9 protein-coding genes and 1 pseudogene are annotated in these 15,338 nt (G+C 74.1%); 5 read left to right on the top strand and 5 right to left on the bottom strand.

From position 1 onward, the window contains the following. Positions 1–1,153 (top strand): ATP-binding cassette domain-containing protein (locus tag BZZ08_RS36590; RefSeq protein ID WP_133169258.1); only part of this gene is annotated, 1,153 nt, incomplete at its 5' end. Between the two features lie 43 nt (positions 1,154–1,196). Here the strand turns inward: BZZ08_RS36590 and BZZ08_RS36585 are convergent. Continuing rightward, on the bottom strand, positions 1,197–1,799 hold the full coding sequence (locus BZZ08_RS36585) for a response regulator transcription factor (RefSeq protein WP_157953368.1): 603 nt from the start codon (positions 1,797–1,799) through the stop codon (positions 1,197–1,199). 529 nt (positions 1,800–2,328) lie between these two features. Here BZZ08_RS36585 and BZZ08_RS36580 point away from each other — a divergent pair. Together BZZ08_RS36580 and BZZ08_RS36575 are read left to right on the top strand one after the other, a co-directional pair. Continuing rightward, positions 2,329–3,204, top strand: a complete 876-nt coding sequence (locus BZZ08_RS36580) for a DUF4132 domain-containing protein (RefSeq protein WP_104636469.1) — start codon at positions 2,329–2,331, stop codon at positions 3,202–3,204. A 40-nt stretch (positions 3,205–3,244) separates the two neighbouring features. Continuing rightward, positions 3,245–8,296, top strand: coding sequence for a DNA-binding protein (locus BZZ08_RS36575; RefSeq protein WP_104636468.1), 5,052 nt, complete (start codon positions 3,245–3,247; stop codon positions 8,294–8,296). Positions 8,297–8,358: 62 nt separating this feature from the next. On the opposite strand, the gene BZZ08_RS36570 is transcribed toward BZZ08_RS36575, so the two are convergent. Further along, positions 8,359–9,660, bottom strand: coding sequence for an MFS transporter (locus BZZ08_RS36570; RefSeq protein WP_198601908.1), 1,302 nt, complete (start codon positions 9,658–9,660; stop codon positions 8,359–8,361). Positions 9,661–9,832: 172 nt separating this feature from the next. Between BZZ08_RS36570 and BZZ08_RS36565 the strand changes: the two genes are divergently transcribed. Beyond that, positions 9,833–11,896, top strand: coding sequence for a phosphocholine-specific phospholipase C (locus BZZ08_RS36565; RefSeq protein ID WP_104636467.1), 2,064 nt, complete (start codon positions 9,833–9,835; stop codon positions 11,894–11,896). A 20-nt stretch (positions 11,897–11,916) separates the two neighbouring features. Here BZZ08_RS36565 and BZZ08_RS36560 read toward each other — a convergent pair whose 3' ends face one another. Then, on the bottom strand, positions 11,917–12,900 hold the full coding sequence (locus tag BZZ08_RS36560) for a hypothetical protein (RefSeq protein ID WP_104636466.1): 984 nt from the start codon (positions 12,898–12,900) through the stop codon (positions 11,917–11,919). Beyond that, positions 12,897–13,712, bottom strand: a complete 816-nt coding sequence (locus tag BZZ08_RS36555; protein ID WP_104636465.1) for a phosphatase PAP2 family protein — start codon at positions 13,710–13,712, stop codon at positions 12,897–12,899. Before BZZ08_RS36555 ends, BZZ08_RS36560 begins: the two co-directional genes overlap by 4 nt. Positions 13,713–13,916: 204 nt before the next feature. Here BZZ08_RS36555 and BZZ08_RS36550 point away from each other — a divergent pair, with 204 nt between their 5' ends. Continuing rightward, positions 13,917–14,531, top strand: coding sequence for a TetR/AcrR family transcriptional regulator (locus BZZ08_RS36550; protein WP_104636464.1), 615 nt, complete (start codon positions 13,917–13,919; stop codon positions 14,529–14,531). 168 nt (positions 14,532–14,699) lie between these two features. On the opposite strand, the pseudogene BZZ08_RS36545 reads toward BZZ08_RS36550, so the two are convergent. Further along, positions 14,700–15,338: pseudogene (locus BZZ08_RS36545) on the bottom strand (hypothetical protein); the annotation flags it as partial.

The raw sequence follows: 15,338 nt of genomic DNA, 5'->3' as shown, positions 1-15,338 counted from the left end.
CGCGGACCTGGTCGCCGAAGCCGCCGCGGCGGCCCGGACGCTGGCCGGATGGGCGGCGGTGCGCACGGCGTCGCTCGGCGTCGCGGGCCACCTGCCCGTGCTCGCGCTGCTGCTGGCGGTGGAGTGGCTGCGCGGACGCGGGGTGAGCGCGGGCGCGCTGCTCGGCGCGTTCACCTATCTCGTCCAGTCCCTGCTGCCCGCCCTGCACACCCTGATGACCGCGCTCGGCGCGGCCGGGTCCCGGCTGCTGGTCGTCCTCGACCGGATCCTCGGCCCGGAGCCGGAGCCGGAGCCGGAGCCGGACCCGGACCCGGACCCGGACCCGGAGCCGGGTCCGGGCCCGGTGCCGAGCCCCGCGAGTCCACCGGAGACGGCGGCCTTCGCGGCGCACACCACCGCGGTCCCGGCCGTGGAACTGCGCTCCGTCACCCTGTCCTACGGCGCCCGCGCCGAGCCCGTGCTCGACTCGCTCGACCTGCGCGTCGCCCCGGGCGAACACCTCGCCGTCGTCGGCCCGAGCGGCATCGGCAAGTCCACCCTGACCCGCCTCGTCGCCGGGACCCTCGGGCCGAGCCGCGGCGAGGTGCGCGTGGCGGGCCGCGCGGTGACGGGGCGTCCCGCCGCCGAACTGGCCGCACTCCGGGTGCTGGTCCCGCAGAACGCCTACGTGTTCTCCGGCACCGTCGGCGACAACCTCGGGTATCTGAGGACGGATCTGAGGACGGATCTGAGGACGGACGCCCGGCGGGCCGAACTCGACGCGGCGGTGGAGGCGTTCGGGCTGCGGCCCCTGGTCGAGCGCCTGGGCGGGCTGGACGGCACCGTGCGGCCCGCCGAACTCTCGCCGGGGGAGCGGCAACTGGTCGCGCTGGTCCGCGCGTACCTGTCGCCCGCCCCCCTGCTGCTGCTCGACGAGGCCACCTGCCATCTCGACCCCGCGTCCGAGGCCCGCGCGGAGGAGAACCTCGCGCGGCGGCCCGGAACGCTGCTCGTGGTGGCGCACCGGCTGTCCTCCGCGGTGCGCGCCGACCGGACCCTGGTACTGGACGGCGTACGGGCGGAGTGCGGCACGCACGACGAACTGCTGAGCCGTTCGCCTCTCTACCGGGACCTGACGGGCCACTGGCACACGGGGCCGCCTCGAAGGCCGTGACCGCGCCCCGCCGTCCGGTGCCGCGGACCGGGCCGGGGCGGGTTCACGTCCAGCCGGCGCTCTGCACGATGCGGATCGCGTCGATGCGGTTGCGGGCGCCCACCTTCCGGATCGCCGTGGCCATGTAGTTGCGGACCGTGCCCCGGGACAGGTGCAGGCGCGCCGCTATCTCCGCGACCGGCGCCCCCTGGGAGGCCAGGGCCAGTACCCCCAGTTCCCTGGTGGTCAGCGGCATCTCCGCGCCCTTCAGCAGGGCCACGGTGAGCGTCTCGTCCAGGAACCGCTCGCCCTTGGCGACCGTGTGCACCGCCGTGATCAGCCGATGGGCCGGGGCGTTCTTGTCGACCAGCCCGAGGGCGCCCCCGTCGAACGCCCTGCGCAGCACACCCGGCCGTTTGGCGGTCGTCAGGACGACGAGCCGGTCACCGTACCGAGTCCGCACCCCCGCGCCGGGTCCGTCCGGATCCGACAGGTACTCGCCGTCCACGACACAGACGTCGGCGGGCAACGCCGCACCCTCCGCGCCGTCGGCGTCCGGGCACTGCGAGGCCACCTCCAACGCCTCCTCGGATCTCAGGAGTTGCACCAGCGCCGAACGCAACAGCGTCTCGCCGTGCACCACCACAACACGAACCATCTCCCCCACCTCATGTCGGCGGCGGTCCCGTTCGGACCGCCGACTCCGCGCGCCCCCGCGCCACCGGGCCATGTGCCCCTATTCGAGACGGTGGAACACGACGCGTACGCACGTGCGAACCGCAACGGAGGCAATTCGCCGCCGCCGGAGCCTCGTCGGGGGAGGACCGGGACGGGTGACCGGGCGAAGAAGGGCGGATAACACACCAATCCGCGGGCGGCTGAGGTCCGAGCGGGAACCGACGAGGGGCAGCCGCCTCCCGGCCCCGGTCCCTGGTGTCCTGGCCAGGGCTGGGTCCGCCGGCCGGGGCGGGCCGCCCTCCAAGTCCCGGCCCGGCCCGACCGCCCACCGACGGACGGCGGGCCCGGCCGAAAACCGCCGCCGGTCAATCTGGCGCGAAAGCACCGCGCCGGTCGCCACCCGTCACTGTCAGTGGGTGCCCCTAGTCTTTGGCCAACACCACAGCAGAGCGTGTCGGTTCAGGGCCTGCGCGTGTGCTGAGCCGTGTGTTCCTAGCAGCGGGAGAGGCGAAGACCTGATGGGTTGGCTGGCAGCGGGCGACACGTACGAAGTCGCTCTGGTGGGGGGCCGGGTGGTGGCGCGGTCCGCGCCGGCGACACCGGCGGCGGAGGGGAAGCGGGAGCGAACGCTGCCCGCGGAGATACAGGACCGCCCCGAGGTGGTCGAACTCCGGCGCTTCGCCGAGTGGCTGGACCGGCACGCCGCCGAGTGCGCGGCACAGGTCGACAACTGGATGGTGTCCTCGCTGCCGGTGCCGACCGGGCTGCTCGCGCGGGTGTGGCCCGACGAGGCGTGGCGGGCGGCGCTGCGCGACATCGTCGTGGTCGGCGAGGACCCCGACGAGGTCGGCTTCCTGCGCGGCGCGGACGAGTCGGAGGGGCTGCGGGTGATGAACCCGCACGGCGAGACCGTCCGCCTGACCCCCCGTACGGTGACCATGCCCCACCCGGTCCTCCTCCCCGGTCTGGAGGAACTGCGCACCTTCGCCGCCGAGTCGGGCGTCGTCCAGGGTGTGGAGCAGATCCACCGGGCCACCTGGCCGGCGCCGGGGGAGACCGGCGGCGGCACCGACGTGGTCACCGAGTTCGCGGGCGCCGAGTACCGCTCGTGGTTCCACCTGTCCGCCCGTGCCACCGCCCTCGGCTACCAGGTCTCCGGGAGCCGCATCGTCGGCCGGGTCCGGGACGCCGGACGCGTCTTCACCGCCTCCGTCGGCATGAGTGATCCCTACACCGAGGAGAAGGCCTGGACCGGCGGTCTGTCCTGGAGCCTCGGGGACGCCCACCGGCGCCTTCCGCTGCACGAGGTCGGCCCCGTCGCCTGGTCCGAGGGCATGCGCATGGCGGCGGCCCTGCACGCCGGCCGCACCGTGCCCACGGACGACGCCCAGTGAACGCCACAGCGGTACGCACACCCACGAAAGGCACGCGAGCATGAGCGACGGCACGACACGGGACGCGGCGGCGGCAGAAGTGGAGGAGCTGCTGCGCGCCGGTGCGGTACTGCCGCCGGGCACCACCGGGGGAGGCGACCGGGCCGTGCCCGTGTTCACCCGGGCCTACCGGCACCCGGGCCTGGACGACCGGATCGTCGTACGCCTGACACCCGCCGCCCCGTCCGGCACGGAGCCCGCCGCGGGAGACCCGGCGGGCGGGGACGACGGCGGGTTCCTCGGACTGCTGCCCGTGGGCGACCCGGTCGAGGTCGGCGTCGGACAGCACCGGGCCATGGGCTTCCCCGAGTGGGTGCTGGTCCGCCACCCCTCCGACGGCCATCTCGCGATGTCCCTGGTCGAGGAGATGAACAAGGTCGCGCGGACGGTGCGCTCCCGGGCGAAGAGGGCCCGCGCCACCTACGAGTCGATCGGCGCGCGCCTGGCGGGCTCCGTGCCGCACTTCCTGCCCACCTTCTACGAGGAGGCCGGCCGGGTGTTCCTGGCCGCCGGCGAGCAGGCGTACGCCTCCCAGATGTTCGTCAACGCGCGCAAGGCCGAGACGGCCCACGCCCTGCCGTTCGACGAGGCCCGCATGGACGCGGTGTTCCTGGAGTTCGCCCTCGCCGACGCCATGCCGACCAAGGTGCTCTCCAGTTACGCCAAGGGACTCTCGTCCCGGGTGCCGGCCGCCACCGCCTTCCGGCACCTGCGCGGGCTCTTCGTCCGGCTCGCCGCGCACGGCGTGGCCCCGTCCAGCCCCGGCGCGGGTGACCTGCGCAGGCTGGCGAAGGCCGTCGCGGGCAGGAACGCGCTCGCCGAGGAGATGGCCTACCTGCGCGAGGTGCTGCCGCTGCCCGGCACCCTCAAGGCGCCGCCCGGCTGGTGGAAGGCCCACCGGGCCGCCCTGGTGGAACTGACCCGGCGCGAACCCGCCGTCCGCGGCACCCTGCTCGGCCTGCTTCCCTCGGAGTGGGAGCACGAGGAGCTGGGACAGTGGCTCGACCTGCTGGACAGGACCGGCGCCACCGAGGGACTGTGCGACGCCACGCTGCCCGCCGAGGCCCGGTCCCCCGACGGCACGGCCGGCTGGACGCGCAGGTTCCTCGCCCTGTGCCGCACCGACGAGCGGCGCATCGCACCGCCCGAGCTGTACCCGCTCGTCGACCGCATGGCCGACACCCTCCGCGCCGAACTGGACGCCGGGAACGGTACGCTGCGGCCCCCAGTCGGCGACGTCAACCTCCTCGACCAGCTCCTCGCCCTGCGCGTCCCGGTCGGCCTCCCCGAGGACCGCGCGGGACTCAACCTCCAGGACTGGGCGGCCCTTCCGACGCGGCGCGACCTCGTCGCCCTGGCGGCCGACCCCCGCTTCCGCGCGGCCTTCCGCAGGGGCTGCCCCACCTACGAGCGCGACGGCATCGACAAGCGCACCGTGGCCCGGCTGGCCGAGTCGCCGGGCGGCCGTCCGATGCTCGCCGAATGGGTGGCCGGGATCAGCCGCGGGTACCTCACCAGCGCACTGGGTGAGTTCTCCCTCTACAGCGGCCCGTTCCAGACGTTGACGTGGCTGCCGGGCGAGATCCTGGCGACCGCCGAGCAGGAGGTGCGGGACGCGCTGAGCACCGGCATGGCGTCCGTGCTCGCCCGCGCGCTGCGGGACGGGCTGCTCGACGAACTGGGCTGGCCCGCCTGGGACGAGGCGATCGGTACGTCCACGCCACCGGAGCGGGCCCGCGCGACACGCGTGGCCGAAGCCTGGCCGCACCTCGTCGTCCTCGACGGCACGCACGCCCGGGTGATCGACGCGCAGGGCACCGTGCTCACGCACGAACTGCGCCTCCCGGACGACGCGGAGCGCCCCGACGTCCGGTACGTGGACGGCCGGCTCCTGGTCTCCTGGTACACGCCCGCCACGTCCACCTCGTACGGCTACTGGTACCACCCCGAGACCGGCACGGGCACTTCGGCACCGACGGAACTCGACGGCGACGTTCGCTCCTCCTACGCCTGCCATGTGGACGGAAAGGGCGGGACGAACGGCATGCCGTCCGTCACCCTCCCGCTCCCCGGGGGCGGCAGGACCACCGGCCGCGGCGTACTGCGGCCGGGGGACACCCACGTCCCGTGGCGGCGACAGGTGATCAGCGACGGCACGTCGTACTGGGTCTGGATCCAGGACTGGTCCGCCGAGCGGAACAGCGCCTGGCACGCCTACGACCCGGCCGACGACACGGTGGGGGAGCGGGGCGGGCCGGACTGGTTCGCCGAGGGGCTGCGCGCCGCGCCGGAGGGCAGCGCCCTCGACACCTCCTGGCTGCTGCCCGCCTTCTCCGCCGAGCCCGGGCCGGTGTGCGCCCCGGTGGACGGGGCGCTCGGCTGGCGGGTGATCACCCTGCCCGACGGCTCGCGGCAGGGAGAGGACCTGACCGGCCGCTCGGTCGTCGTACCGCGGCGCGTGGGCGGCAGCCCGGAGAACGCGCTGGCCTTCCCCGGCACCGACCGGACCGTCACCGTGATGCGCTGGTCGAGCGACATCCAACTGCGGGACGCCGAGTGCGCGGTGCTCGCCCACGTCCACGGGGACCAGACAGCGGGTCCCTTCTCCGCGGGCACCCCCCTGCTGCCGCCGCTGCGCTACTGGCACCGGCTGCGGCCCCGCGACCCGCAGGGCTCCGCGGCGCTCCGCCGGGCCGGCGACGACGTCGCGGCGGCACTGCTGGCGGCGGCCGTGGCCGAGACGACCGGGGACGAGGCGGCAGAGGCCGGGGCGGCGGACCGGGAACCGGTGCTCGCACCCGTCCGCACCCTCCTCCCGCAGGTCGGCCACGAGGCACTGCTGCGGGGCATCACCGGAGTGGCGCGCTACGCCGCCGAGCAGCAGCGCGTCCTGGACGAACTGCTCGCCCGGCTGGACTCGGCGGTCCGGGGCGTCACCCCGGAAGAACCCCGGCCCGCGCTCGGCGACCGCCTGCTCGCCGCCGCGCTGAACGGCGTCGGCCTCACCGAACGCGACCAGCGCGGGTACTACGACTTCCGGCACGACCTCTTCGGCCTTCCGCGGCTCCTCACCCGGTCGATGAAGGGCCTGGCCGAGCCGGCCCCCGCGGGCATCATGCACCTGTCGCTCGACAAGCGGGGGCCGTTGGAACACCTGAACGCGGTGGCCCTGCCCGAGTTGCCCGCCGTACTGGCGCTCAGGGCGGCCTCCGAGGCCACCGTGGAGGAGCACCGGCAGGCCCAGGACGCCTTCCTCGGCGAACTGGACGCGCACGGGCTGACGGAACTGGACCCCGGCCACTGGCGCCGGGTCCACCTGGCCTTCGACCCCGACACGTTCGACGGGCCGGGCGCCACACACGGGTACACCCGGGGGACCGTGCTCGACCTGGAGGGCGGGGAGTTCCTCGTCTTCCCCGACGACTGGTACCGGTTCGTCCCCGAGTGGGGACCCTACGAGATCAAGGGCAGGCACTACGGCGCGGTCCACCACGATCCGTCCGGCCGCTTCGAGACCCCGGCCCCCTACACGCCGGTGTCCCAGGAGCCGTTCGTGCCGGAGCCGACGCGGGCACCCGGCTGGGTCGCCGCCTTCCGCGCCGAACTGGCCGAGCGCGGCCCCGCGCCCTGGCGCCCCGAGGCCGCCGACGAGTTCGCCCGGCTCACCGGCGTCACCCCGACCACGGCCCGGCTGGTGCTCGCCGGAATGCCGCAGATCGACGACAAACGCGTGGCCGTGCCCTCCGCGACCCTGAAGGTCGTCGGCGTGAAGTCGGCCGACGCCGGCGTGGCCAAGGGCGAGCTGAGGTCCCTCGACAGCGGCGCCCTGCGGGCCGTCGTGGCGGCACTGCTGCCCACCGAACCGTCCCGGCTCTGGACGCACGGCCCCGACGTCGCCGCCGCGGCCGAGGTCTGGAACGAGCGGCTGGGCAGACGCACCCCGCTGCCCGAGGAGGTGCTCCACGACGCGGTCCGGACCGTCGAACCCGTGGGGTGGGCGCCCGCCGACGCCCTGCGGGGCTTCGTGGACCTGGCCATCGAGCCCCGGTTGACGAAGGACCTGACCTGGAGCTTCGGCCGCTACTACCTGGAGACCGCCGAGAAGACGCCCGGCTTCGACGGCTCGGTCCTCAAGGGGGCGGTGGCCCTGGCCGCCTGGCTCGCCCACCGGCTCCCGTCCGGGGACCCGCTACGGGCCGCCCTGCCCGGCGTCCTGACCGCACTGCGCGAGCGGCTGGCCCACCCCGGTCTGCTGCTCGCCCTCGACCGGCGGGGCGTCGACTGGGAGGCGTTCCGGCAGGCCGCCGGGGACCCGACCGAGACCGGGGACGCCTTCGAGCGCCATGGCGCGGTCGTCCTGGGCACCGAGCGGACGGAACCGCTCCCCGCCATCCGGCCGGCGCTGCTGGACGCCGCCGGTCACGACCCCCATCTGGCGGCGCTGTCCACCGGTGCGCGGCCGAACGCCCAGGAGAGGGCACTGCGTCTGGTCCACGACCGGCCGTTCGCCGAGCTGCTCGCCGACCCGGGCAACCCGGTGGCGGGCGAGCGTGACGCGGACGGCCTGTGGTGGCCCCAGGACCCGGCCCGCTCGGTGCCCGACCTGGTCGGCGAGGCGGTCGCGCGGTACGGCCTCGGTGAGGACGCCGCCGCCCTCTACCTGATGCTGCTCGCCATGCCGGACCCCACCGACCGCAACACCGCCCGCTGGACCGGCTGGGGCGGGCAGCGCGGCGGCACCGCCCGGCTGCGCGCCGCCCGGGCCGAACTCGCCGCCACCGACCTCGTGGTCGAGGGCAGCCGTCCCAAGGCCGGACGCTCGCTGTTCCTGCCCGGCGGCTGGACCCGGCCCGGCAATCCGCACCTGCCGCTGGAGCGGTGGAAGCTGCCGCTGTACGACCTGCGCGACGGCGAGTCGCCCGCGCTCGGCGTGCTCGTGCCCACCCGGCCCGCCGCCGCGCTGTACCGGGAGGCGTGGCGGCGCGTCCAGGACGGGGACGGGCCGCGGCTGGAGGAACTGGAGGTGCCGCCACCGCGCAAACGCCGCCGCTGACGACGGCCGGGGGAGGGGGACGGCCCTCGGGCGGCCGTCCCCCTCCCCCCCTCCGCCCGGCGTCAGCGCTCCAGTTGCTTGTGCGCCGTCTCCGGCAGCCTCAGATACACCAGTGAGGACAGCAGGCACAGCACGGCGACGTACCAGGGGAAGAGCCCGGAATGGCCCAGGTCCTTGAAGAGCGTGCCCACGTACGGTGCCGTGCCGCCGAACAGCGCCACCGTGAGCGAGTAGGGGAAGCCGATCCCGGCCGCCCGCACCCGGGGCGGGAAGACCTCGGCGTTGACGGCGGCGCTGATGGAGGTGAAGCCGGTCAGCAGGACCATCCCGGCGCACTGCACGAGCAGCAGGACGGCGAAGGAGTCGCGCAGGGAGTGCAGCAGCGGCACGCTCAGCAGCGCGAACCCCACGCCGAAGAAGAGCAGCGGGGGACGGCGCCCGAACCGGTCGGAGAGCATGCCGCCGAGCGGCTGGAGCAGCCCGAAGAAGGCCAGCGAGATGGTCCCCGCGAGCAGCGCGTCCGACTTGGCGACACCCGCGTTGAGTTCGGCGTACGTCGGCAGGTACGACGTCCAGGTGTAGTAGGCGATGGTGCCGCCCGCGGTGATGCCGCAGATCAGCAGGGACTCGCGCGGGTGGCGGCGCAGTGCCTCGAACAGGGCCGGGCGCGGCGCGCGTTGCTGCTCGCCGCTGCGGGTCTCCTGGGCGCCCTGCCGGATCCAGAAGCCGACCAGGCTGAGGACGGCGCCGAACACGAAGGGCACCCGCCATCCCCAGCCGTTCATCCGGTCCTCGCTCAGCGTGTCCACCAGCAGCGTCGCGATCCCGGAGGCCACCAACTGCCCCGCCGTGGTCGAGACGTACTGGAAACTGGAGAAGAGCCCGCGCCGGCCCGGCCCCGCGGACTCCACCAGGAAGGTCGTCGAGGCCGCGAACTCGCCGCCCACCGACAGCCCCTGGAGCAGCCGCGCGACGACGAGGACCACCGGGGCCAGCACACCGGCCGCCGTGTAGGTCGGAGTCAGCCCGACCAGCAGACTGCTGCCGCCCATCAGCAGGATGGTGACGGTCAGCGCGGCGCGCCGCCCGCGCCGGTCCGCGATCGCGCCCAACAGCAGCCCGCCGACGGGCCGCATGAAGAAGCCCACCGCGAACACGGCGAACGTCGACAGCAGCGGCACCAGCGAGTTGTCCGCGCTCTCGGGAAAGACCTGGTCCGCGATATAAGTGGCCAGGAAGGTGTACGCGTACCAGTCGTACCACTCCACGGCGTTGCCCACCGAGGCGGCGAGGAGCTGGCGTACGGGCCGTCGGGTCGGGGGTGCCGGTGCGTCCGTGTCCATGCCTGTCATGATCGCGACCATCCCCGGGCGACGGGCCCGGCACACCTCGCGTACCGGTGACTTTCACACCAGCGCCACCGGACCCTTCCCTGCCGTTTGCTGCTCCTGGAACACTCCTTTCGCGCGCATTCCGTCATCACCCGGCACCGTCCCGCCGGTTGAACCACCCCCAAGGCGAGAGGTCCCTCACCCCATGGCCGAAGTGAACCGGCGCAGATTCCTCCAACTCGCGGGCGCCACCACGGCGTTCAGCGCCCTGTCCGCGAGCATCGACCGGGCCGCCGCGCTGCCGGCGAACCACCGCTCGGGGTCGATCGAGGACGTCGAGCACATCGTCGTCCTGATGCAGGAGAACCGTTCTTTCGACCACTACTTCGGAAGGCTGCGCGGGGTCCGCGGCTTCGGCGACCCGCACCCGGTGCGGCTGGACGACGGCAGGTCGGTGTGGCACCAGCGCAAGGGCGACGGCACCGAGGTGCTGCCGTTCCGCCCGGAGGCCGACGACCTCGGCATGCAGTTCCTCGAAGGGCTGCCGCACGGCTGGTCCGACGGGCAGGACGCCTACCACAACGCCAAGTACGACCGGTGGCTGCCCGCCAAGGGCACCACCACCATGGCGTACCTGACCCGCGAGGACATCCCCTTCCACTACGCGCTCGCCGACACCTTCACCGTCTGCGACGCCTACCACTGCTCCTTCATCGGCTCCACCGACCCCAACCGCTACTACCTGTGGTCGGGGCACACCGGCAACGACGGCGGGGGCGGCGGCCCGGTCCTCGGCAACGACGAACTCGGCTACGACTGGACCACGTACCCCGAGCGGCTGGAGGCGGCCGGGGTCTCCTGGAAGATCTACCAGGACGTCGGCGACGGCCTCGACGCGGCCGGCCACTGGGGCTGGATCGACGACGCCTACCGCGGCAACTACGGCGACAACTCCCTGCTGTACTTCAACAAGTACCGGAACGCCAAGCCCGGCGACCCCCTGTACGACAAGGCCCGCACCGGCACCGACGCGAAGAGCGGCGAGGGCTACTTCGACCGGCTGCGCGCCGACGTCAAGGCGGGCAAGCTGCCGAAGATCTCCTGGATAGCCGCCCCGGAGGCGTTCTCCGAGCACTCCAACTGGCCCTCGAACTACGGCGCCTGGTACATCTCCCAGGTCCTGGACGCGCTCACCTCGAACCCGAAGGTGTGGGCGAAGACGGCCCTGTTCATCACGTACGACGAGAACGACGGCTTCTTCGACCACGTGGTGCCGCCGCTGCCGCCGAAGTCCGCCGCACAGGGCCGGTCCACCGTCGACGTCTCCCTGGACGTCTTCAAGGGCAGCGCCAAGCACCGGGAAGGCTTCTACGGGCTGGGCCCGCGCGTGCCCATGCTGGTCGTCTCGCCGTGGAGCAAGGGCGGTTTCGTCTGCTCCGAGACCTTCGACCACACCTCGGTGATCCGCTTCATGGAGCGCCGCTTCGGCGTCCGCGAGCCGAACATCTCACCCTGGCGGCGCGCCGTCTGCGGCGACCTGACCTCCGCCTTCGACTTCTCCCGCACGGACAGCCGCCCGGCCCGGCTGCCGGACACCGACGCCTACGAGCCGCCGGACCGCGAACGCCACCCCGACTACCGTCCGACACCGCCCGCGGACCCCGGCATGCCCCGGCAGGAACGCGGGACGCGCCCCTCCCGCCCGCTGCGCTACGCCCCGTACGTGGACGGTGCCGTGGACACGGCGGCCGGGAAGTTCACCCTGGCCTTCGCCTCCGGCGCCCGGGCCGGCGCCGCCTTCCTCGTCACCTCCGGCAACCGCACCGACGGCCCCTGGACGTACACCACCGAGGCCGGCAAGACCCTCGCGGACACCTGGAACTCGGCCTACTCCGCCGGCTCCTACGACCTGACCGTGCACGGCCCGGCCGGCTTCCTGCGCGTCTTCCGGGGCGCCAACGGGGTCGCCGGACCGGCCGGGCCCGAGGTCACCGCGCGGCACGACGGCGACGACCTCCGGCTGACCCTCACCCACACCGGGACCGGCACGGCCCGGCTGCGGATCGCCAACGCCTACGACGGCCGCACCCGGACCCTCACCGTGCGCCCCGGCACCACCGTGCGCCACACCGTCGACCTCGCGCGCAGCCGCCGCTGGTACGACGTGACGGTCACCTCCGAGGCCGACCCGGCCTTCCTGCGGCGCTTCGCCGGACACGTGGAGAACGGCCGGCCGGGGACCAGCGACCCGGCGCTCATCACGGACTGAGGCGGCGCCCCGACCCGGAACTAGAGCCGCGTGAGGTGCCCCGGCCCCGGCTGCCGGGGCACCAGCCGGGGTCCCGCCTGCCCCGGGCCCTCCGGCACCGGCTCGGGCAGTGGACCGCTCGGCAGCGGACCAGGCGGACCTACGGCCACCGGGTCCGCGGCCACCGGGTCCGCCGGCTCCGGCCGCCCCGGGGTCGCCCGGCTCAGCTGGAGCACTCCCCAGGCGGCCAGCGCCGCACCGGTCAGCGCGAGGAGCACGCCGCCCGCGCCGCCCCTGAGCCGCTCTCCGAGCAGGGAGAGCCCGATCACCGCGGCGGCCACCGGATTGGCCAGGGTCACCACCGCCAGCGGGGCACCGAGACCGCCCCGGTAGGCAGTCTGCGACAGCAGCAGCCCGCTCGTCGCGAAGGCGGCCACCAGCACGGCCACGCCGATCACCTGGACGCTCAGCAGCGGGCCCGAGCGGTCGGTGACGGCGACCGTGACCGTCTGGGTGAGCGCCGAGGCGATGCCGGACGCGATGCCGGACGCCGTCGCGTGCCGCAGCCCCGGCCGGGCGCCGGGCCACGACAGCGCGCCGATCAGCGCGGCCGTCGCGCCGGACACGGCCAGCGCCTCGGGCACGCTCAGCACGTCCTCGGGCGCGGGCCCCGACGCGGTGAGCAGCAGGGCGCCAAGCCCCAGCAGCGTCAGCCCGGTCCCCCGCCACTCGATCGCGCTCACCCTGCGGCCCGCCAGCCGCGCCCCCAGGGGCACCGCCGCGACCAGGGTGAGCGCGCCGAGCGGCTGGACCACGGTGAGCGGACCGTACTTGAGCGCCACCACGTGCAGCAGTGCCGCCGAGGCGTTGAGCGCGACCGCCCACCACCAGGCGCCGGAGGCCAGCATCCGCAGGGCACCGGCGCCGGAGGCGCGCGAGGCCAGCCGCTCCTGGGCGACGGCCGCGGCGGCGTAGGCGCAGGCCGAGACGAGCGACAGCAGTACGGCGACGAGGGCGGCGTTCACCGGCCCGCCCCGACCAGCTCGGGGCGCTCGGCCGACGGCCGGTGCCGGACCTCGGACCGCCGGTGCGGCAGGCCGCACCGCGGCCGCTGCGGCGCGCGCGGCAGCCGCAGCACCGCCAGCGCGAGGCCGAGCAGCGCCGTGGCCACGATCACGTCGAGCCAGTAGTGGTTCGCGGTGCCCACGATGACCAGCAGCGTCATCAGCGGATGCAGCAGCCACAGCCAGCGCCACCGGGTCCGCGTCGCGGCGATCAGACCGATCGCCAGCATCAGGGCCCAGCCGAAGTGCAGCGAGGGCATCGCCGCGAACTGGTTCGACAGCGCGTCGGTGCGCGGCGGACCGTACACCGAGGGGCCGAAGAGCCGGGCCGTGTCGATCAGGCCGGTGGCACCCAGCATGCGCGGCGGGGCGAGCGGAAAGAGCAGGTGCAGCACCAGCGCGGCGCCGGTCACGGCGGCCAGGACCCGGCGGGCCCAGACGTAGTGCGCGGGGCGTCGCAGGTACAGCCAGACCAGGAAGGCCAGGGTGGCCGGGAAGTGGACGGCGGCGTAGTACGTGTTCGCCACGTGGACCAGCGTGTCGCCGTGCAGGAGCAGCGACTGGACCGCGCCCTCGTCGGGCAGCCGCAGCACGCGTTCCCAGTCCCAGACGTGGTGGGCGTTGCGGAAGGCCTCGGCGGTGTGTCCCGTCGCCAGCCGGCGGCCGAACTTGTACACGAGGAAGAGCCCGGCCACGAGCAGGAGCTCACGGACGAGCGGTGGACGCGCGGGCGCGTCCGGCCCCGCTTCTGCGGGATCGCTGCGGGCATTCATCCCCCGGCCCCTTCGCTGACGGTGGTGCGTGTGGCTCGTCGGGTACGGGGGCGTGTGACGGTTCTCATCGATACGACCTCGTTCCGATACGCCAGTGTACCGATACGGTGGTGTACCGGTACACTGGCGTATCGATAGACATAGGACACACTGGGTGCGGGACCGGAAAAGAGTTCCGTGGACGAGCGAGAGGGAGCCGGGACGATGACGTCGCAGGACGCGGAACGACCGGAAACGGTCGGCACCTCGCGCCGCTCCAAGCTCACGCCGGAGCGTGAGCAGGAGTTCTTCGACGCCGTGCTCGACCAGCTCCGCTCCTGCGGTTACGACGCCGTCACCATGGAGGGCATCGCCGCCAGCACCCGGTGCAGCAAGTCCACGCTCTACCGGCAGTGGAAGACCAAGCCCCAGTTCGTGGCCGCGGCCCTGCGCTCCAACCGCCGGGTGAGCTTCAGCGACATCGACACCGGGTCGCTCGCCGAGGACCTGCGCCAGGCGGCAGCGGCCGCGGGCGAGGGGATGGGCAAGGACACCGGGCTGCTCCAGGCGCTCGGCCACGCGGTCATGGAGGACCCGGAACTCAAGTGCGCGCTGCGCGAGGCGCTCGTCGAGCCGGAGATCGCCGCGCTGCGGGCGATCCTCGCGCGCGGTGTGGCACGGGGCGAGGTGCCGGCCGGGCACCCGGCGCTGGAGTACGTGCCCGCACAGCTCTTCGGCATGCTGCGGATGCGGCCCGTCCTGGAGGGCGAGCAGGCGGACGCGGCGTACCTCGTGCGGTTCGTCGAGGCCGTCGTGCTGCCGGCGCTCGGCCTCCCCTGAGACTCAGGCCGCCGTCCACGGGATGACTGGACGGTGGCCTGCCCGCGCCGCACCGTGGGGACGGGGGCGGCGCGCACCCCCGGCCGGGTGGGGCGTCCTTCGAGCGGAAGGGCGCCCCACCCGGCCGACACTTTTCCGGCGGTGCCTCGTCAGGCACCGCCGGACTCGTCAGACGTCCTGGCCGTCGCCCCCGCCGCCGGCCGTGGTGTCCACCTTGATGCCCTTGGTTATCTCGTCGATGACCGTCTGCTTCTGGTCGGTGTCGACACCGAAGCGCACGACGACGATGCGCGAGGCATCGGAGGGCGAGGGGAAGGCCAGCGACTCGACATAGCCGTCGGAGCCCTTGGCGGTGACCGCCTTCCAGCGGACCAGGTAGCCCTTCTGCCCGGCGACCGTGACCGCCTTGGAGGCCAGCTCGTCGTGCGAGGTGATCCCGCCGTAGGACTCGCCGCCGTAGGACTCCTCGGCGTTCGCCTCGATGTCGGCCTTCGCGACCTCCTCCGCGGTGCTGCCCTCGGTCTTCAGGAGCATCGCGGGGGCCGAGTAGGCGCCGCCCTTCGTGCAGGACTTGGAGGTGTCGCCGGGGCACTTGTAGGCGTCGTCCGCCGTCAACTGCGCGCCCACCTGCAGCTCCTGCCCCGACCAGCCGTCCGGGATGGGCAGGCTGATCCCGCTGAACGCGTCCGTCACCGAGCCGCTGTCGACCGTGGGCGGCTCCGACTCGCCGGGGGAGTCCGGCGCGGGCGACCGGCCGTCCTCGCCGCCGCCGTCGCCGCCGCCCGAGTCGCCGAAGGGGGCGCCGCC

It is taken from the genome of Streptomyces sp. MH60, from assembly GCF_002939385.1.
Classification (GTDB): domain Bacteria; phylum Actinomycetota; class Actinomycetes; order Streptomycetales; family Streptomycetaceae; genus Streptomyces.
The sequence above is the reverse complement of the archived record's forward strand: the minus strand, read 5'-3'. Positions and strand labels throughout refer to the sequence as shown.

What these genes read in the sequence shown, in the direction of transcription:
- BZZ08_RS36580 (WP_104636469.1), top strand. Translation starts at nt 2,329, where the DNA reads ATGGGTTGGCTGGCAGCGGGCGACACGTACGAAGTCGCTCTGGTGGGG.
- BZZ08_RS36575 (WP_104636468.1), top strand. Translation starts at nt 3,245, where the DNA reads ATGAGCGACGGCACGACACGGGACGCGGCGGCGGCAGAAGTGGAGGAG.
- BZZ08_RS36570 (WP_198601908.1), bottom strand. Translation starts at nt 9,660, where the DNA reads ATGGTCGCGATCATGACAGGCATGGACACGGACGCACCGGCACCCCCG.
- BZZ08_RS36565 (WP_104636467.1), top strand. Translation starts at nt 9,833, where the DNA reads ATGGCCGAAGTGAACCGGCGCAGATTCCTCCAACTCGCGGGCGCCACC.
- BZZ08_RS36555 (WP_104636465.1), bottom strand. Translation starts at nt 13,712, where the DNA reads ATGAATGCCCGCAGCGATCCCGCAGAAGCGGGGCCGGACGCGCCCGCG.
- BZZ08_RS36550 (WP_104636464.1), top strand. Translation starts at nt 13,917, where the DNA reads ATGACGTCGCAGGACGCGGAACGACCGGAAACGGTCGGCACCTCGCGC.